The sequence below is a fragment of the Propionivibrio sp. genome (assembly GCF_017995515.1).
In the GTDB taxonomy this organism is placed as follows: domain Bacteria; phylum Pseudomonadota; class Gammaproteobacteria; order Burkholderiales; family Rhodocyclaceae; genus Propionivibrio.
In genome coordinates, this window is record NZ_JAGOIT010000018.1 from 25,361 (window position 1) to 43,192 (window position 17,832).

At 61.1% G+C, this 17,832-nt stretch carries 15 protein-coding genes; 7 read left to right on the forward strand and 8 right to left on the reverse strand.

Features of this window, described 5'->3' with window-relative positions:
- Positions 1-6 precede the first annotated feature (6 nt).
- A complete protein-coding gene (gene gloB, locus KBA32_RS04815) occupies positions 7-768 on the forward strand; it encodes a hydroxyacylglutathione hydrolase (RefSeq protein ID WP_294356033.1) in 762 nt (253 codons plus the stop codon).
- Between the two features lie 6 nt (positions 769-774).
- Here gloB and KBA32_RS04820 read toward each other — a convergent pair whose 3' ends face one another.
- Entirely contained in the window at positions 775-1,149 is a 375-nt protein-coding gene (locus KBA32_RS04820; RefSeq protein ID WP_294356035.1) for a response regulator, read from the reverse strand.
- Between the two features lie 2 nt (positions 1,150-1,151).
- On the reverse strand, positions 1,152-2,108 hold the full coding sequence (locus tag KBA32_RS04825; protein ID WP_294356037.1) for a diguanylate cyclase: 957 nt from the start codon (positions 2,106-2,108) through the stop codon (positions 1,152-1,154).
- A 167-nt stretch (positions 2,109-2,275) separates the two neighbouring features.
- On the opposite strand from KBA32_RS04825, the gene KBA32_RS04830 reads away from it, so the two are divergent.
- The 3 genes from KBA32_RS04830 to KBA32_RS04840 are packed head-to-tail and all read left to right on the forward strand — an operon-like array spanning position 2,276 to position 7,551.
- Complete coding sequence (locus KBA32_RS04830) at positions 2,276-5,713, forward strand: DUF748 domain-containing protein (protein ID WP_294356039.1); 3,438 nt, start codon at positions 2,276-2,278, stop codon at positions 5,711-5,713.
- An 18-nt stretch (positions 5,714-5,731) separates the two neighbouring features.
- Entirely contained in the window at positions 5,732-7,075 is a 1,344-nt protein-coding gene (gene rmuC / locus KBA32_RS04835) for a DNA recombination protein RmuC (protein ID WP_294356040.1), read from the forward strand.
- A gap of 32 nt (positions 7,076-7,107) precedes the next feature.
- A complete protein-coding gene (locus KBA32_RS04840; RefSeq protein ID WP_294356042.1) occupies positions 7,108-7,551 on the forward strand; it encodes a DUF3293 domain-containing protein in 444 nt (147 codons plus the stop codon).
- Between the two features lie 292 nt (positions 7,552-7,843).
- Here the strand turns inward: KBA32_RS04840 and KBA32_RS04845 are convergent, their stop codons facing one another.
- Positions 7,844-8,032, reverse strand: coding sequence for a hypothetical protein (locus KBA32_RS04845; protein WP_294356044.1), 189 nt, complete (start codon positions 8,030-8,032; stop codon positions 7,844-7,846).
- 286 nt (positions 8,033-8,318) lie between these two features.
- On the opposite strand from KBA32_RS04845, the gene KBA32_RS04850 reads away from it, so the two are divergent.
- Together KBA32_RS04850 and KBA32_RS04855 are read left to right on the forward strand one after the other, a co-directional pair.
- Entirely contained in the window at positions 8,319-8,732 is a 414-nt protein-coding gene (locus KBA32_RS04850; protein WP_294356046.1) for a helix-turn-helix transcriptional regulator, read from the forward strand.
- A 306-nt stretch (positions 8,733-9,038) separates the two neighbouring features.
- The gene (locus KBA32_RS04855) at positions 9,039-9,731 is read left to right on the forward strand and encodes a hypothetical protein (RefSeq protein ID WP_294356048.1); all 693 of its coding nucleotides are present in this window, start codon (positions 9,039-9,041) and stop codon (positions 9,729-9,731) included.
- Between the two features lie 37 nt (positions 9,732-9,768).
- On the opposite strand, the gene KBA32_RS04860 is transcribed toward KBA32_RS04855, so the two are convergent.
- Positions 9,769-10,671: a carbohydrate kinase family protein gene (locus tag KBA32_RS04860; RefSeq protein ID WP_294356050.1), complete on the reverse strand. Its 903-nt coding sequence runs from the start codon at positions 10,669-10,671 to the stop codon at positions 9,769-9,771.
- A gap of 295 nt (positions 10,672-10,966) precedes the next feature.
- Entirely contained in the window at positions 10,967-11,848 is an 882-nt protein-coding gene (locus tag KBA32_RS04865; RefSeq protein WP_294356052.1) for a DMT family transporter, read from the reverse strand.
- A 435-nt stretch (positions 11,849-12,283) separates the two neighbouring features.
- Here KBA32_RS04865 and KBA32_RS04870 point away from each other — a divergent pair, with 435 nt between their 5' ends.
- Entirely contained in the window at positions 12,284-14,593 is a 2,310-nt protein-coding gene (locus KBA32_RS04870) for a CHASE domain-containing protein (protein ID WP_294356054.1), read from the forward strand.
- Between the two features lie 201 nt (positions 14,594-14,794).
- Here the strand turns inward: KBA32_RS04870 and KBA32_RS04875 are convergent, their stop codons facing one another.
- Genes KBA32_RS04875 through KBA32_RS04885 form a run of 3 tightly spaced genes read right to left on the reverse strand, consistent with a single transcriptional unit; the run spans position 14,795 to position 17,527 of the window.
- Positions 14,795-15,079, reverse strand: a complete 285-nt coding sequence (locus KBA32_RS04875; RefSeq protein ID WP_294356056.1) for a ferredoxin family protein — start codon at positions 15,077-15,079, stop codon at positions 14,795-14,797.
- A 25-nt stretch (positions 15,080-15,104) separates the two neighbouring features.
- Entirely contained in the window at positions 15,105-16,406 is a 1,302-nt protein-coding gene (locus tag KBA32_RS04880; RefSeq protein ID WP_294356057.1) for an FAD-dependent oxidoreductase, read from the reverse strand.
- Positions 16,403-17,527: an electron transfer flavoprotein subunit alpha/FixB family protein gene (locus tag KBA32_RS04885; RefSeq protein WP_294356059.1), complete on the reverse strand. Its 1,125-nt coding sequence runs from the start codon at positions 17,525-17,527 to the stop codon at positions 16,403-16,405. The genes KBA32_RS04880 and KBA32_RS04885 overlap by 4 nt, the downstream gene beginning before the upstream one ends.
- Between the last annotated feature and the right edge of the window lie 305 nt (positions 17,528-17,832).

The window sequence follows — 17,832 nt, forward strand, 5'->3', positions numbered from 1 at the left end:
GATCAAATGTTTGAGGTCATCAGAATTCCTGCATTCAAGGATAACTACATCTGGCTGCTGCGCAAAGGCCGGTTGGCGGTCGTCGTCGATCCGGGGGATGCGCAACCGGTGCTTGAAGTTCTCAAGCGCGAGGCGTTGCAGCTGGAGGCGATTCTGATCACGCATCACCATGCCGATCATCAGGGCGGCGTGGCGAAGTTGCTGTCGAATTCTCCGGCCGAGGTCTTCGGACCGGCGGCGGAGTCTATCACAGGGCTGTCGCGTCCCTTGCGCGGCGGTGAGTCGATCCGGTTCGAGGCCATCGGCGCTGACTTCCAGGTGCTGACTGTTCCCGGACACACCCTGGGTCATCTGGCGTATTACGGGAATGGATGCCTGTTTTGCGGCGATACCCTGTTCGGGGCCGGGTGCGGACGCTTGTTCGAGGGGACTGCGGCGCAGATGAGCGATTCGCTCGCCAAACTGGCGGCGTTGCCGGACGAGACGGCGGTCTATTGCGCCCACGAATATACGCAGGCCAACCTGCGTTTTGCACAAACCGTCGAACCGGGAAACCGCGAGTTGCTGCGTCGCGTGGCGACCGTAGACGCTGCGCGTGTGAAGGGGCGGGCAACGATACCCTCAACGATCGCGCTCGAGAAGGCGACGAACCCCTTCCTGCGCTGCAATGCTCCGGAGATCAGTACGTGCGTCCGCGACCGCGGCGAAAACGCGAGCGATGCGCTCGCCGTCTTCACAGCCTTGCGTCAGTGGCGTAACGCCTTTTGACGCGGGCTAACGCCTGGGATTCCAGGCGCGCTTCAGCGTCTCGAGGACCTTGGCCGAGTTGAACGGCTTCACGATGAAGCCGCTGGCGCCACCCTCGATCGACTCTTTGACGTTGTCCTTGCTGGGACTGCCGGTGATCATTACGACGATGATTTCCGGGTATTGCTGCTTGATGTTCTGAAGCGTCTCAAGGCCGTCCATTTCGGGCATCAGGACGTCGAGCAGAACGATGTCCGGCTTGCTCTTTTCAATCAGCTCCAGCGCTGCCGTGCCGTTGCGGGCCTCGCCAATGATGTCCCAGTCTTCGGCACGCAGGATGCCGCGCAGCAAGGTGCGAATCAGGTCGTTATCGTCGACGATGATGATTTTCGGGGAGGCCATCTTTAGTTGTCCTGCGGATCGAGCGAGTAGGTGACGCAGACGCGATTGCGCCCGTTGTGCTTGGCTTTGTAGAGCGCGCGATCAGCCGCGCCGACGATGTCTTGCGGATCGGTTTCCGGCATGGCGACTGCGGAAGCGATGCCGAAGCTGGCGGTGATATAGCCGAACGGCGTCTCCTTGTGCTCGATCTTCAGGCGGTCGATCGCTTTTCGCATCTGCTCGGCCACGTGAACCGCGCCGCGAAGCGCCGTGCTCGGCAGGACAGCTGCGAATTCCTCGCCGCCGTAACGTGCGAGCAGATCACCACCGCGGTCCATCGTGCCGGACAAGGTTTGGGCGAACAGGCGCAGGCATTCGTCGCCGCTCTGATGACCATAGGCGTCGTTGTACTGCTTGAAGAAGTCGATGTCGCACATCAGGATCGAGACTTCGTCGCCCTGGCGCATGGCGCGCCGCCATTCACGTTCCAGCATGCTGTCGAAGTGGCGGCGGTTGGCGATGCCGGTCAGCCCGTCGAGCGAGGTCAGACGCTTCAGCTCCTGGTTGGCCGAGTCGAGCTTGCGCGTCAAGACGAGCAGTGATTGGCGCATCTGGAGGATGCGTTGCATGGCGCGGATCTTGGCGGCGAGAACGATCTCGCTGATCGGCTTGAGCAGGTAGTCGTCGCCGCCCGCAGCGATACCTTTCTCGATGTCTTTGTCCTTGCTGAGCGAACTGAGGAAGATGATCGGCGTCCAGTCACCGGGCGCCTCCAGTTGGCGGATCTGGCGCGCGACTTCGAAGCCGTCGATGTCCGGCATCACGATGTCGAGCAGGATCAGGTCGGGGCGCTCTTTGAGGAAGAGATCGATACCGGTCGCGCCCGTCTCGGCCGGGATCGGTGTGATACCCATCCGCTGGATGTGTCCGCAGAGCAGATTCAGGCTGCTTCGGCTATCCTCGATGACAAGCGTTTTCATGCAAATCTCAGTGGGAGGGCGGTTGGGAATGGGCTGGCTGGCCGAGATTCTACGCCTGATCCGACGAATGCCGATTCCTCAGTTGATTCAGCGCCTCGGTGAGACTTCGGCGGCTAGTCGTTCATGATAAATTCTTCCTCCCGAACCGATGATTACGGATGGATATCATGATCGATAAGGCAAAGACGCTGGCTGTGCTGAAATCGGCAAAATTGAAGAAATACGTGCTTCGCGCCGTGATTGCCTTCGTGCTCATCGGCGTCCTGGGCTTCCTGGTCCTGCCGCCGGTGGTCAAGTACTTCGCGCTGGCCAAAGCGAGCGAAGCGCTGCACCGCACAGTGGAAGTCAAGAAGATTCACATCAATCCCTACGCCTTGTCGCTTGAGGTCGAAGGACTGTCGATCAAGGAGCCGGACGGCGTCGAGACGTTCGCGAGTTTCGAGAACCTGTACGTGAATCTTGAATCTGCTTCGATCTTCCGTGGCGGCCCGGTCATCGGCGAGTTCCGGCTGGTGGCACCCAAAGTCCGGATCGCGCGTTTGTCCGACACGCGCTACAACTTCTCGGACCTGATGGACGAGTTCATGGCGCAGCCGAAGAGCGAAGGGCCGACGCCCGCCTTCTCGGTCAATAACATCCAGCTGACCGGCGGCGAAGTGGTGTTCGACGACCAGCCGATCGACGAAAAACACGTCGTCAGCGACATCAACCTCAGCCTGCCGTTCATCTCCAGCCTCGCCTACGCGACGGAGATCTTCGTCGAGCCGGCGTTCTCGGCGACGTTCAACGGCTCGCCGCTGGTCATCAAGGGCCGGAGCAAGCCGTTTTCGCAATCGCTCGAGAGCGAGATGACGCTCGATCTGGCCGACCTGGAACTGGATCGATTCCTCGACTACTCGCCGATCAAACTACCGATCAAGATGCTGTCCGGAAAGCTCGACACGCAATTGACCGCAGTTTTCCGTCAGGAACCGGAGAAGGCAGCGACGTTGGAAGTGTCCGGTACGCTCGGCATCAAGGGGTTGAACGTCAAGGATAACAGCGGTGCGTCGCTGCTCTCGTTCAAGCAACTGGATGTTGCGATCGCGCCGTCCGATTTGCTCGGCGGACGCTATGCCGTCGAAAAGGTGACGCTGGCGTCCCCGGAGATCCATGCCCGGGTGAGCAAAGAGGGCGATATCAACTGGATCGAGTTCTTCCGTGGCGAACTGGCGAAAGCAGCGCCTGTCGCGGCGGCGGATGGCGGCGAAAAGGCGGCGAGTCCCGCCGCGGCCAAGGCCAAGGTTTCCTGGTCGCTTGCCCAAGCCAAAGTGAGTGGCGGCGCGGTGCATTGGCTCGACGAGTCGCACGGCGAGCCGTTCAACGCCAAGGTCGACAACATCGATATCGATCTGAGAAAGCTCAGCAATGGCGACAAACCGGCCGAAGTCGATCTCTCCTGGCGGATCGACGCCGGCGAATGGCTGACGGTGGAGCGGTTTGCCGTCAAGGGCGGCCAGATCGATCTCGCCAGGCGCGAGGCGGTCATTCCGGAGGTTGAGACGCAGGGCGCGCGTTCCTTGATCAGGCGTACCAGGGACGGCGCGATCGACTGGATCAAGCCGCCAACGCTGCGCGCCGTCGAAGCGTCGCAGCAGGATGCGTCGGCTCCATGGACGCTGACCATCAACAAATACCATGGCGACGACATCGGCCTGCGCTTCGAGGATGCCGGCGTATCGCCGGCGGTGACGCAGTCGATCGAGAACCTGAGCCTCGACCTCGAGAACGTGACGACCGTGCCCGGGCAGGCCACCAAGGTGGCGACGAACTTCAAATTGAACAAGAAGGGCGAGGTTGCGCTGAGCGGCACTGTCCAGCCGTTCCCGCTCGTGGCTGACATCAAGCTGGACGTGAAGGGACTCGAAATCCTTCCGTTCCAGCCGTATTTCGCCGAGAAGCTGAACGTCGACGTAACGCGCGGGCAGGTCGCGGTGAGCGGAGACCTGCAATTGCGCCAGGACGAAGCGACGAAGGCGGGCGAAGCGCCCGCGCTGGCCGGCGGCTTCGCCGGTCAGGCCACGATCGGCGACTTCTCGGCGGTCGACAAGCTCAACTCGGCCGACTTCCTGCGCTGGAAGTCGTTCTATTTCGGCAAGATCGACGCGAAGCTCAATCCGAATTCGGTGTCGATCGGCGAGATCGCGCTGTCCGACTTCTTCGCGCGCGTGATCGTGACGCCGGAAGGCAAGCTGAATCTGATGCAGATCGTGCGCCAGCCGGATGGCGAGGCAGTGGCGGTCGTGCCCGATGCCGCCGCTGCTTCGAAACCGGAAAGCGTTGCGGCGAGTCCGGCGCCCGCGGTCGAAGGCAAAGCAGAGGTGCCGGTCGACAACGCGGCAGTGAGTACGCCGACGATGCCGGTCAAGATCGGCAAGATCACGCTGCAGGGAGGGGCGGTTCGTTTCACCGACAACTTCGTCAAGCCGAACTACACGGCCAATCTGCGCAAGATCGGCGGCAGCGTCACCGGTCTGTCCACGGAGCCGGGCAGCGTCGCCGACCTGGCGCTGCGCGGCAGTTACGACGACGTGGCGCCGCTCAGCCTGACGGCGAAGATCAACCCGCTCTCGGCCAAGCCCTATCTCGATCTTCAGGCCGAAGTCAAAGGTATCGAGATGACCTCGTTCTCGACGTATTCCGGAAAGTACGCGGGCTACGCGATCGACAAGGGCAAGCTCTCCGTCTTCGTCAAGTACAAGATCGAGAACGATCAGCTGAACGCCGAGAACCGGGTCTTTCTCGATCAGCTCACCTTTGGCGATCAGGTTGAGAGCCCGGACGCGACCAAGCTGCCGGTCAAGCTGGCGATCGCCCTGCTGCAGAACAGCAAGGGTGAAATCGACGTCAACCTGCCCATTTCGGGCTCGCTCAACGATCCGCAGTTCAGTATCGGTGGCCTGGTCATCAAGGTCATCGTCAATCTCCTCGTGAAGGCGGTGACTTCCCCGTTTGCGCTGATCGGATCGATGTTCGGCGGTGGCGAAGAGCTATCCAACGTCGAATTTGCAGCGGGTTACGCGACGTTCGACGCCGAGGCGCAGAAGCGACTGGAAAACCTGTCGAAAGCGCTGATCGACCGGCCGGCGCTCAAGCTCGAGATCGAGGGGCGCATCGATCCGGAAAACGATCCGGAAGGGTTGAAGCACGCACGTATGGAGCGCAAGGTGCGCGCGGCCAAGCGCGAAGACATGACCAAGGCAGGGATCGAGGTCGAGTCGCTGGCATCGGTACAATTGAGTGACGAGGAGTATCCGGGCCTGCTCGAACGGGTCTATCGCGCCGAGAAGTTTCCCAAGCCGCGCAACATGGTCGGCATGGTCAAGACCTTGCCGGTCGAGGAAATGGAAAAGCTGATCCTCGCCAATTCGACGGTAGACGAGGAGGACTTGCTGAATCTCGGCGACCGCCGTGCCAAGGCAGTGCGCGACTGGCTGATCGAACATCAGGTGGAAAGCGAGCGGATTTTCCTGCGCCCGACGCAGCCGGCGACGAGCGAGGCCAAGCCGGATGCCACGCAGAAAAACAAGGCGAAGGCGGCGCGCGCCGACTTTTCGCTGAGATAGTCTTTTTGAGGGCAATACATGAGTGAGTTTGTTTTGTACGGTCTGGTGGCGATTGGAATCGTTGTTCTGGTATTGCAGTTCCTTCTGTTGCAGCGCGCAGGGCGCAAGGACGAGACGGTTGAGCCAGGATTTCGCACGATTGAGGGCGGATTGGAGCGGCTGGAGCGCGAGTTGCGCCAGGAACTGGCGCGCGTGCGCCAGGAAGCAGCCAGTGCGGCGCGCGGCGATCGCGAAGAACAGGCACAGGCGCTCGACCGACTCGCCAAGACGCTGTCGGCGCAGGTCGGCCAGCTCGGCGCCTTGCAGGGCCAGCAACTGGAAGCCTTCGCCCAGCAACTGGCGCGCCTGACGCAGAGCAACGAGCAGCGTTTCGAGCAACTCCGTGTTTCCGTCGAAACGCGCCTCAGCGCCATTCAGACCGATAACGCCGCCAAGCTGGAAGAAATGCGCAAAACGGTCGACGAGAAGCTGCACGCCACGCTGGAGCAGCGCCTCGGCGACTCCTTCAAGCTGGTGAGCGAGCGGCTGGAGCAAGTGCACAAAGGCCTCGGCGAAATGCACACGCTGGCGGCCGGCGTCGGCGACCTGAAGAAAGTGCTGACCAACGTCAAGACGCGCGGCACCTGGGGCGAAGTCCAGCTCGAGGCCTTGCTCGACCAGGTATTGACCGCCGAGCAGTACGAGAAGAACGTCGCCACGCGTCCGAACAGCAACGAACGCGTCGAGTTTGCAATCAAGCTGCCGGGACAGGGCAAACGCGACGCGGACAGCCGCCCGGTCTGGCTGCCGATCGACGCCAAGTTCCCGATCGAGGATTACCAACGACTGGTCGAAGCGCAGGACAGGGCCGACCCGGTCGCCGTCGAGGCGGCGGCCAAGGCGCTCGAAGCTCGTCTGCGCGACGAGGCGAAGAAGATCCGCGACAAGTACGTCGAGCCGCCGCACACGACCGACTTCGCCATCCTTTATCTGCCGACCGAGGGGCTGTACGCCGAAGCGTTGCGCCGCCCGGGGCTCGCCGACGCGCTGCAGCGCGATTATCGCGTCAGCCTCGCCGGGCCGACGACGCTCACCGCGCTACTGAACAGCTTGCAGATGGGCTTCCGGACGCTGGCCATCGAAAAGCGATCGTCGGAGGTGTGGGCCGTCCTTGGCGCGGTGAAGACCGAGTTCGGCAAGTTCGGCGAGGTGCTCGAAGCGACGCGCAAGAAGCTCGAACAGGCGACCAAGAGCATCGAATCGGCCGGCGTGCGCACCCGCCAGATCGAGCGTAAGCTCAAGGGTGTCGAAGCCTTGCCGGTTGCCGATGCGCAGGCCAGGCTGGGCAATCTGGAGGATATTGAATCGGTCGCGGACGAGTAGCCTGTTCAGGCGTAGCCCCGGCCGAAAGTCGCATGGAAAACACACCGCTGGAAGCCGCCTTTTTGGCCACGACCTACCGCGTGGTCACACCCTCGGCGACCTTCAATCTCAGAGTCGGCCAGCCGGATCTTGCTTTCGTCCTCTTTTTGCGTAGATGGCGGGCGACCGACTGGGGAATCATCACGGCCTGCAATCCCGGTGGCCGGCTTGTGCCTGATGCAAAGGCCAACGCCGCCGCGACCAGGGAACTGGCGACGAGAATCCGGGCGCACGGCTGGCTGGCTTTTCCGTCGATCAATCATGCGGACTCCGGCGCCTGGCCGGATGAACCCGGCTATTGCGTGCTGAACGCAGGGGGGCGGTCGCTTCTTGAGCTCGCGCATGGACTTGGTCAGGCAGCCGTCGTCTACGGCGAGATCGCCGATTCCGGTGGGCGTTTGGTCTGGACCGGGGCGGGGCAGGATGCCACGGAATAGTCTGCGGTTGGAATCGAAAGCGCTATTCGCGTGCTAGCCTTATGACGGGCCTTAGCCCAGAGATAGCAAAAAGGTGTGGGTAATCGTGGTCTGTCCCGGTTTACGCGGTTTACGATCCGTCCCGGTTTACGCCGGTTTACGAGGGGATACGGCAAGGCATGCGGCGCGACATGCTGGCTCGCACTCGGCAAGTTGGCGTTGGAGACTGGCTGCCACCATGACTTGATCCATGGTGGCCAGTGCCTCAATCCAGTCCAATGCAATGGTCAGTAACTGCCTGACCGTCAACGTCTCAGCGCTTCTTTGCACGTTCGTCGAGGATGATGCGCCGAAGCTCGCTGTTACTGTAGTTCGGGCCAAGATCACCGATGCGAGCCCACTCGCTGGACGTCAGGTCGGGAATGTTCAAGTCCTTCGCCCAGTCGCCTGCGGCAGCCTTGTTGACCGCATCTTTCAGGTTGCTCCAAAGTTTGTTTGGCATGCTTACTTCCCTTGGGGAACCTTGCCTGTGCCACCGCATGCGGGGCAGGTAACGCGCTTGTTACCACCACAACCCCGGCACTCCCAGTCTCCCTTGCCCTTGCAGACATAGCATTCGGTCTTGCCAGTGCCGCGACATTCATCGCACTTACGATACTCAGTAGCCATAACCTACTCCTTCTTCTGGTTAGTCAACAAAATTCATCGATAAGAAAATCGACGGTTTTGATTCTGTCACAGCCAACCATGCTGGACAACTATATCTGTCGACTAAAAGGCCGACATTTATGGTTGGAACACAGACAACAGAAGAAGCTGTCGTACTTCGCGTAGGACACAACATCGGAGAGCGCCGTAGAGCCTTGGGCCTGACGCAGGCACAACTGGCTGAGCGGTTGGGCGTGGACACGGAAACCTTGTCGAGATTCGAGCGTGGCAAGCATGCTCCAACGCTCAAGAACTTGATCCGCTTGGCAGGGCTGCTGCAAACGACAGTTGCCGACTTGCTGGCCGAAGAGGGGCAACAGCCGAGCGACGATGCAACGGCCATGACCGTGTGGCTGGACGTGCTGTCACCCACCGACAGGGCATTCGCCATGGCGATGCTTAAACAGTGCTGCGATCATCTTGCGGAATCAAAGGAATCAAAGGAATCAAAGGAATCAAAGGAATCAAAAGCCAAAGGGGTCAGAGTAATTTGAAAATCCGAAATCACTTTGAACCCTTTCGTGATGGTGCAACCGACGCGTATCTACCGCAATGCGGATTTCTGGGCAGCCGTACACCGATACGCCGGAACAGCGACAAGCAATGCCGTAGGTTGGCTGCCGGCCCTCATTCCGCTCGACAATGGCAAATCGAGGCCAAGCCATGATCCATCGCTTCGTGAATCGCATGAGCGAATTCAATGAAGCGGTCTGTTCAATTAGCAGCGGCCTTCGAGTCCTCGATAACTGCGCCCCTTCACCACAACTCCTTTTACGCAACTCACAGAAAGCACTCCACGGATGAAGAAATTCCTCCCTCTTGGTTGCCTGCTCATTCTTTCCGGATGCGCCACCAACCGTACCCCCATTGCCGAACTGACGCCGGATGAGTTGAGAACGCGGGTGCAGCACAGCGTTGTCAGTGTTCGCTCCGTCACCACGTCCGTGAAACTGGTCGAACGTACCAAGGGGCAGGCCGTTGGCAATTTCTTGCTGGCCAGTGTCGTTTCCAGCGCCGCATCGAGTGCAGCCGGCGCCCGTACGGCAGGCGAAATGCAGGCCAACACGCAGATCGGCCAGACCTTTGGTCAAGAACTGAATCGGGCTCTGCCGACGGGCGCCGAAAGCGACAGCGGGATCGGCGTGGAGGCCCGCCTGGCAAAACGACTGCGCGAACGTTTCCCGTCGGCGCCCGGTGGGACGCCTGGCCAGCCGATCGAACTCGTGGTGTCGGCGTCGCGCTGGGAATTGGGGTATGAATCTTTCCTCGCCAGCAGCGACTACACGCTGAGCTATGCGCTGGGCGTTGCCATGGTCGAGCCGTTGAACGAAGCGCCGAAAACCCTCGCGCGCGTTTCGTGCCAAGGCCATGTTCCGGAGAAGATGTCGCTGGAGGCATGGAAAGCCGATGACCATGCGGCCGTGAGCAAGGCCGCAGATCGCATTGCGGAGCAGTGTTTCCAGCAAACCCTGCGTGCCTTGGGCCTGGGGTGATGCGAGCGACGGCGCTATCGTCCTCGGCGCGGCCGAACTATGCGTTGGAGCGGCCGTCTTTCAGCACAGACAGACCTCCTCGTCCGCCCAGAAATCGGCAGTTCTGCGCCGCCAGTTCGCTGGCCAGGGCGGCGCATTCGGTCAATGGCAGCCCCCTTGCAAGGCCAAACAGAAAGGCGCCGTGGTAAGTGTCGCCGCAGCCGGTCGTATCGATCAGGTCGGCTTGCGGGAAAGCTGCCTGGTGGAAAGGCTCGCCGCCGCGCGGGTAAATCCAGCTGCCGCGCAAACCGTCGGTGATCACGACGAGCTCCGGGCCTTCCGCCAACAACATCCCGGCCATGGCCTCGATCTCGGTGTGGCTGGTGTACTGGCGGGCAAAGTCGAGCGCCACGATGCAAATATCCGTCAGCCCAACGAGCGGCCGGATTTCCGGACGGTAGCGATGTGCGCCGCCATCGAATGAGACGCGCACGCCGGCCTGGCGTGCTAGCTGGCAGGCATGGAGGCAGGCTTCGGGATACCGACCGTTGATGTGCAGCAGCTTCGCTGTGCGGATGGCGTCCTCTGGAAGATCGGCCGGCGATACCTCCGGCGTGGTTCCCGGGCAATAGGCGATGGCACGCGCACCGTCCGTTCGTCGCACAAGAATGGTGGCGATCGACGACGTAGCGCCGGGTACGACCTCGAGAAAATCGGTGCCGACACCCGCTTGTCGATATTCGGCCATGATCGTTGCTCCTCGCCAATCGTCACCCAACCGATCGATCATCGCGGTTCGCGCGCCCAGCGCGGCAGCGGTCACGATCGCTGTAGACACCGGCCCGCCGCCCTGCACGGCAACCGCCGCGGCGCGTTGAACTTCGTCGCCCGACGGAAATGCTTCCACCAGACTGAGGATGTCGAGCGTGGATACGCCCAGACCAATCACATCCAACGACATCGTTCTTTCTCCATCTTGTTATTCAACCTGAAAACCTCAGTTGAACCACAGAGAAACAGAGAACACAGAGGAAAAACAAAGCGTTACGACGTTGCTGGCGCTCACCCGTCGGGTGAATCATCCGGTGCCGGTAACCGGTTGTTTTTTCGCTCTTCTCTGTACCTCTGTGCCTCTGTGGTGAGGGGTTTAGGTTCAATGGTGCTATCAGTGTCGAGTTCTGACTATCAGCCACCGAGGGCGACGGCCGACTCGTAAGCGACGGTTTCATACGCGGCACTGCGTCGATCGATGCCGGTCATGCGGACCTCCTTGACGGGAGTTTGACGATGCCGGTGGTCAACGAAATGCCGGCGAGGACGAGCACGCCGCCGGACAGTTTGTCCCAGCCGATCGCCTCGTTCAGGAACAACGCGCCCCACAGTACGCCGAACACCGGGATCAGGAAGGTGACCGACAGCGCCTTGGTTGGGCCGACGTCCTGGATCAGCCGGAAATACATCAGGTAGGCGATGCCGGTGCAGAACACGCCGAGCGCGGCCAGCGCCGCCCAGTCGCCGACTTGCGGCGTCTGCCGGATTGGCACGAATAAGAGCACGGGCAGGCAGACCAGACCGGCCATCCACATGCTGCCTTGCGTGTTGGCGAAGGGCGTGGTCGTGCTCGGGAAGGCCTTGGTGTAGGTGCTGGCGATTGCGTAGCAGACAGGCGCGACCAGCCCGGCGGCGACCGGCAACCAACCCGCATCGCCGCTCAAGGCAACGCCGTTGCCGACAAGCAGGACCACACCGAACAAGCCGCAACACAGCCCGAGCGCGATCGAACGCGTGATCGGCACGCGCAGCCAGGCGGCGGCGATGATCGCGCCCCAGAGCGCCGAGGTGGCGTTGAGGATCGAGAGCAGCGAGGCGGAGAGCGACTGCGCGGCATAGGCGAAGAGCAGGAAGGGCAGCGCCGAGTTCAGGAAGCCGATGATCAGATAGTGCCGCCAGTGACGGCGTAGATCGAGTGGCTTCCTCAGCCACAGTCCGGCCAGGCCGAGGACGGCGGCGGCGATGAACACCCGTAGCGCGATCAGGAAAGCCGGACCGAACACCGGCACGCCGATGCGCATGAACAGGAAGGAGCTGCCCCAGATGGCGGCGAGGGTGAGCAGTTGGATGAGGTGCGTGAGTTGCATGGCGGGCGCGGCGTTGGTCGAGACGAGTCGCCATTGTCGCCGCGCCGCGCGGTGCGTTCCACCTGAATCTTGCGGTCTCGCTTTGTGGGGGGGCAAGGTCAGGAGATGCTGTGTCATCCCGGTGAAAGCCGGGATTCAGAAATTCGGCGAGCAACCTGTGTCATTCCCCCAACGCCGAGCGTGCCCACCACGACGCGCCGCCGCTCTGCCAATGTCCCTGAGTCAACAATTCCACTCGCCCAAAATGCCACGATTTGGCAAACTCCTTTGGTCCTCTGAAGAATCAAGACCCGCTACAAACAAGGAATAGCTGATCACCTTCAAGTTGTAGCAACATCTTGCTGTGAAAACCTTGGGACACTGTCGAAGTTGGTTCTAGACTGAAAACGTTGTTCCAGTGTACGCCAGACGTTTTCGGCCAACGGAGGGACGCAGATGGCCTTGGAAGGAATCACCGCGGATGCGGGCTCCACCGACTCCCTTTCCCTTATGGGCAAGGACGACAAGCCTCCGCTCGTGGCGGAACGGTTCCACACGGAGTCAGCCGCGTGGGTTGTCCTGGCAATTTCCTCGCTGATCACCGTGTTCAGTTGGTGGTTCGCCAGCAACTACGTCGATGAGCGCGCGAAGGATCGCTTCGAGTTCGAAGTCAGCCAGGCGCGGGAAGCCATCACCAAACGCATGCAGGAGTATGAGCAGGTGCTGCGCGGGGGCGTGGGGCTGTTCCGGGGGCTCGACGGTCTTTCGCGAGAGGATTGGCGCCGGTACGTCACCAATCTCGAAATCGATACCTACTGGCCCGGTATTCAGGGAATCGGATATTCCATCATGATCCCCGCCGCGCAGCGCGATGCATTGGCTCAGCGCATCCGTCGGGAGGGTTTTCCGGATTTCAATATCAGGCCGGAAGGCATTCGCGACACCTATAGCAGCATCGTCTACCTGGAACCTCTGGATTGGCGTAACCAACGGGCCCTTGGCTATGACATGTTCTCCGAGCCGACTCGTCAGGCCGCCATGATCCAGGCACGCGACAGTGGCAAACCCGCGGTCTCCGGCAAAGTGACGTTGGTTCAAGAAACGGATAAGGATGTGCAGGCGGGTTTCCTGATGTATCTGCCCCACTATCGTGAAGGGCTTCCGCTCGGGAATGAGGAACAGCGGCGCGCTGCACTCGTGGGTTTTGTCTATAGCCCATTCCGGGCAACGGATCTGATGCAGAGGATTCTGGGCGGCCGCACGCCGTTGATTGACTTCAAGATCTTTGACGAAGACAGCCGCTCCGAGGCGAACATTCTTTACGCCTCGCCCTCTTCACATCGGGTCGAAAATAGCTCACCCCGATTCGAGTCGGAAGAGCGTATCCCGTTGCCCGGACGCCTCTGGGCGGTACGATTTTCCAGCAGCGAACAACTCGAACGCGACATGCAGAACTACCAGCCATTGATCATCGCCTGGGTTGGCGTCGGTATCGATATCCTCCTGTTCGCAGTCATCCGCTCGCTGTCCAATCGTCGCAAGCAAGCCACCCGGAGCGCAGAGCGCATGGCCGAGTTGGTCAGTCGCTTACGCGCATCCGAGGCCCAACTTCGTGAGAAGCAGGAAAGGCTCAAGGCCGCGGCATCAGCCGGCATCGTCGGCGTATGGGATTGGGATATCGTGAATAACCGACTGCTCTGGGACGAAGTGATGTATCGCCTTTATGGCCGAAAGGAGGGTGATTTTGGCGAAGCCTATGAAGCCTGGGCCAGCGCCATTCACCCGGAGGACAAAGCCTATGCCGAAGGCGAGATAAAGGCGGCGCTCCGGGGGGAGCGTGAGTATGCCCCGGAGTTCAGGGTCGTCTGGCCAGACGGATCGGTGCGCCACATCAAGGCGATGTCCCACACCACTTTCGACGAACAGGGCAAGCCCCAGCGGATGATCGGCGTCAATTACGACATTTCGGAGCAGAAGGAGATTCAGGCCACGCTTGATCGGCAGGTGAAAGAGCGCACCCAGGCGTTGGAACAAGCCAAGGAAGAGGCCGAAGCAGCCAATCGCGCAAAAAGCACGTTTCTTGCGAACATGAGCCACGAGTTGCGCACGCCCATGAACGGAGTTCTCGGCATGGCGCATCTCATCCGCCGCGGCGGTGTCACACCAAAGCAGGCCGAGCAATTGGACAAACTCCATGCTGCGGGAACGCATCTGGTTGGAGTCATCAATGCCATTCTGGATGTCTCCAAGATCGAGGCCGGCAAGCTGACGTTGGAAGAAGGCGAAGTCTGCCTGAATGGCATCACCGGAGAAATTGTTTCCATATTGACGCCGTCGGCCGAGATCAAGCAGCTTCAGTTGAGCGTCGAGAACGCACCGCAACCTTTGAAGCTCATCGGCGATTCAACACGACTTCGACAGGCCTTGCTCAACTATGCAAGCAATGCCATCAAATTCACCCCGGCAGGCAAGGTGACGCTGAGAACACTCATTGAAGAGGAAACGCCGAGCGATGCGAGGATCAGATTCGAAGTCGAGGATACAGGGATCGGCATCGCGCCGGATGTCACCGACAAGCTCTTCCACGCCTTTGAGCAGGCGGACGCCAGCACCACGCGTCAGTACGGCGGCACTGGTCTTGGTTTGGCAATTACCAAGAATCTGGCAGAGCTGATGGGCGGGGACGCCGGCTGTGAAAGCCGTCCGGGCCAAGGGAGTCGGTTCTGGTTTACTGCGCGACTAAAGAAGGCGGGTATCACCGGTTAGCGACGAAAGGCGCGCAGCGCAGTCGGCATCCACCCGCAGAATAACGGGATGCCGATGCCCAGGATACGGTGAGTCTGCGCAAAAGGTGTTGAGGGCCCGCAATGCGGGTGCATGCACCGCGCAGAGCGACTGTTATGGCTGGTGGTGAGTCCTTTTGTAAGAAAAAAATACGCCCGCGCGTCAGGCGCGGAATCCGGCGTGTCAGCCGAACTTGAACAATATGCCGTAGCCCCCGCGCGGGTAGTTCCAGTCGACGTTTTTGTGCTCGTCGCAGACGACGCGGCAGGTGCCGCATTCGAGGCAGCCGTCGGTCATCAGGCTGATCTTGCCGTCCTCGATCGTCCAGCAGCCGGCCGGGCAACAGACGGTGCATTTCTGCGCCGCGCAGCTCGTGTTGCACACCGATTCGTCCTTGATACGGATGTGCGGCAAGTCGGCATCGACGCGGTAGCGGTTCTGGAAGAGTTTTTCTTCAACTTTGATCATGATGGGTTCCTTTTCTGGCCGACGTTCAGCGCGTGGCGCGCCACAGCTTGAAGGCGTCGCCGAGCAGGCCGAACAGGGAGCGGCGCTGCATGAACGCGGCGACGATTTCCTTCTCCTTGGTGCGCTTGTCGCGGCCGTCGACGGTGAAGAACTGGTGCGCGGCACTGTTGAGCAGCGGCGGGTAGTCGTTGATGAACTGCCGCTGGTTGTGCAGCGTCTCCGGGATCTTCTGGTACTTCTTCATGTCCTTCATGACGAAGCTCTCGTCGAGCTTGGCGCGGTAGCGCGACAAGTTGTCGGAACTCGGCGCCTTCCCGGCCTTGAACAGTTCGACCAGCGTCTCGGCGGCCAGGCGCCCGGTTTCCATCGCCAGGTTGGAACCTTCACGGTGCACCGAATTGACGAAACCGGCCGAATCGCCGACCAGCATCCAGCCGTCGCCATAGATCTGCGGCAGTGCGCGATAACCGCCTTCGGGGATCAGGTGCGCCGCGTATTCGCGCGTTTCGCCGCCGGCGATCAACGGCGCGATCGCCGGGTGCGCCTTCATCTTTCCCAGCAGCTCGACCGGCGTCGTGCGCTGGGCCTTCATGTCGTTGAGCATGCCGCCGACGCCGATCGCCAGCGAATCCTTGTTGGTGTAAAGGAAGCCCGTACCGACCATGCCTTCGGTGATGCTGCCGAGCATTTCGATGACGACGCCCGCCTGGCCCGAGAGGTTGAAGCGTGCCTCGACCGTCTCGCGCGGCAGGAAGATCATTTCCTTGACGGCGAGGGCGACGTTGCCCGCTTGGATGTCCTTGCGCAGGCCGGCGTTGGTGGCGACCAGCGAGTTGACGCCGTCGGCGAGAATCACCGCGTCGGCGTAGATCTTGCCGTCCTCGCGCTCGACCTCGACACCGATGATGCGTCCAGAATCGTTGCGCAGCAGCGCCTTGACCGTCATTTCGCAGATCACCAGCGCGTCGGCGGCCTGCACCTTCTCAGAGAACCATTTGTCGAAGCGGGCGCGGATGATCGTGTAGCGGTTGTACGGCTCGCTGTTGAATTCGTCGGAGCGGTAATGCGTGCCGATGAACGACTTCTCATCCATCATCCACAGCCGCTGTTCAATGATGTGGCGTTCGAGCGGCGCCGTTTCGCGGAAGTTCGGGATGATGCGTTCCAGCGAATTGGCGTAGAGGATGGCGCCCTGTACGTTCTTCGAGCCGGGGTATTCGCCGCGCTCCAGTTGCAGCACGTTGAGGCCGGACTTGGCCAGCGTGTAGGCGGCGGCGTTGCCGGCCGGTCCGGCGCCGACGACGATGACGTCGAATTTCTCACTCATGCTGCAATCTCCTGCGCAGTGTTGGTGTCAGTGGCGTTTTTGCCCAGATACTGGCCGAAGGCGCGGGTCAGCGCCGGCAGCGTCTGGTTGCAATCGCCGACCACGGCGTAGTGGGCGAAGTCGAAGATCGGCGCGTTCGGGTCGTTGTTCAGCGCGATGATGCAGTCCGCGCCTTCCATGCCGACGCGGTGCTGGATCGCGCCCGAGATGCCGGCGGCGATGTAGAGCGCCGGGCGCACCGTCTTGCCGGTCTGTCCGACCTGCCGGTCGGCACCGATCCAGCCGGCGTGGATGGCCGCGCGCGAAGCGCCAACCTCGGCACCGAGCAGGTGCGCCAGATCCCACACCAGCTTGAAGTTTTCCGCCTTGCCCAGCCCCTTGCCGCCGGAGACGATGATCTCGGCGTACGGCAGGTGCTGCTTGTTGCTCAGGTCGTCGGGGATGAATTCGAGAATCTTGGTGACGATGTCGGTCTCGATCAGCGCCGGGTCGAAGTCGATGACCAGACCGGTGCGCTCCGGTTGCGAGTGTGGCTGCAACTTCGGCATCGGCATCACGCGGTGGCGCACGGTCGCCATCTGCGGCCGGTAGTTGAGCGTGACGATGGTGCACAACAGGCTGCCGCCGAAGGTCGGCCGCGTGGAGAGCAGGCAACGGTCCTCGGGGTCGATCGCCAGTTCGGTGCAGTCGGCGGTGAGGCCGGTCTTCAGCGTTGTCGCCACCGAGCCGGCGAGGTCGCGGCCGAGCGTCGTTGCGCCGAGCAGCAGGATTTCCGGCTTGTGGGTGTTCACCAGATCGGTCAGGGCCTTGGTGTAGGGCACGTTACGGTAATCGGCGAGTACCGGGCTGGCAATACGGTAGCAACGGTCGGCGCCGAAATGGAAGGTCGAGTTGCAGTGCGCGTCGAGTTCGTGGCCGGGCGCGCCCATGACGACGCCGCATAGTTCGACGCCAAGTTGGTCGGCGAGTTGCCGGCCCTGGCCCATCAGTTCCCACGATACGGGGTGGACGTGGCCGCGTTCGCTCTCGATGAAAACCCAGACGCCGCGATAGGCGAGCAGGGCTTCGTCGAGTTTGATCTTGCGTTTCTTGATCGGTTTTGCAGTTTTAGCTTCGCTCATGTCATTCTCCGCTTCATCCTGAAAACCTCACCGCAAAGGCGCGAAGGCGCAAAGATCGCAAAGGAAACAGCAGGTTGATCGTACTTGACCATTCACCCTGTGGGTGGCGATGGAAGATAAGTGCTGTTCGCGTAGCGCTTTGATTTTCTTTGCGAACCTTTGCGATCTTTGCGCCTTCGCGGTGAGGAACTGAGTTTTTTAGGTTCATTCTTCTTCGTGGTAGCCGGGTTGGCGCTTGGCGAGTTCCTTCGCGGCGCAAGGCGACTCCACCAGGATCTTCTCCAGCAGCGCGGCACCGGCGGCGT

Excerpts from the sequence above, each read along its gene's own strand:
- gloB (WP_294356033.1), top strand. The coding sequence starts at position 7 with ATGTTTGAGGTCATCAGAATTCCTGCATTCAAGGATAACTACATCTGG.
- KBA32_RS04820 (WP_294356035.1), bottom strand. The coding sequence starts at position 1,149 with ATGGCCTCCCCGAAAATCATCATCGTCGACGATAACGACCTGATTCGC.
- KBA32_RS04825 (WP_294356037.1), bottom strand. The coding sequence starts at position 2,108 with ATGAAAACGCTTGTCATCGAGGATAGCCGAAGCAGCCTGAATCTGCTC.
- KBA32_RS04830 (WP_294356039.1), top strand. The coding sequence starts at position 2,276 with ATGATCGATAAGGCAAAGACGCTGGCTGTGCTGAAATCGGCAAAATTG.
- rmuC (WP_294356040.1), top strand. The coding sequence starts at position 5,732 with ATGAGTGAGTTTGTTTTGTACGGTCTGGTGGCGATTGGAATCGTTGTT.
- KBA32_RS04840 (WP_294356042.1), top strand. The coding sequence starts at position 7,108 with ATGGAAAACACACCGCTGGAAGCCGCCTTTTTGGCCACGACCTACCGC.
- KBA32_RS04845 (WP_294356044.1), bottom strand. The coding sequence starts at position 8,032 with ATGCCAAACAAACTTTGGAGCAACCTGAAAGATGCGGTCAACAAGGCT.
- KBA32_RS04850 (WP_294356046.1), top strand. The coding sequence starts at position 8,319 with ATGGTTGGAACACAGACAACAGAAGAAGCTGTCGTACTTCGCGTAGGA.
- KBA32_RS04855 (WP_294356048.1), top strand. The coding sequence starts at position 9,039 with ATGAAGAAATTCCTCCCTCTTGGTTGCCTGCTCATTCTTTCCGGATGC.
- KBA32_RS04860 (WP_294356050.1), bottom strand. The coding sequence starts at position 10,671 with ATGTCGTTGGATGTGATTGGTCTGGGCGTATCCACGCTCGACATCCTC.
- KBA32_RS04865 (WP_294356052.1), bottom strand. The coding sequence starts at position 11,848 with ATGCAACTCACGCACCTCATCCAACTGCTCACCCTCGCCGCCATCTGG.
- KBA32_RS04870 (WP_294356054.1), top strand. The coding sequence starts at position 12,284 with ATGGCCTTGGAAGGAATCACCGCGGATGCGGGCTCCACCGACTCCCTT.
- KBA32_RS04875 (WP_294356056.1), bottom strand. The coding sequence starts at position 15,079 with ATGATCAAAGTTGAAGAAAAACTCTTCCAGAACCGCTACCGCGTCGAT.
- KBA32_RS04880 (WP_294356057.1), bottom strand. The coding sequence starts at position 16,406 with ATGAGTGAGAAATTCGACGTCATCGTCGTCGGCGCCGGACCGGCCGGC.
- KBA32_RS04885 (WP_294356059.1), bottom strand. The coding sequence starts at position 17,527 with ATGAGCGAAGCTAAAACTGCAAAACCGATCAAGAAACGCAAGATCAAA.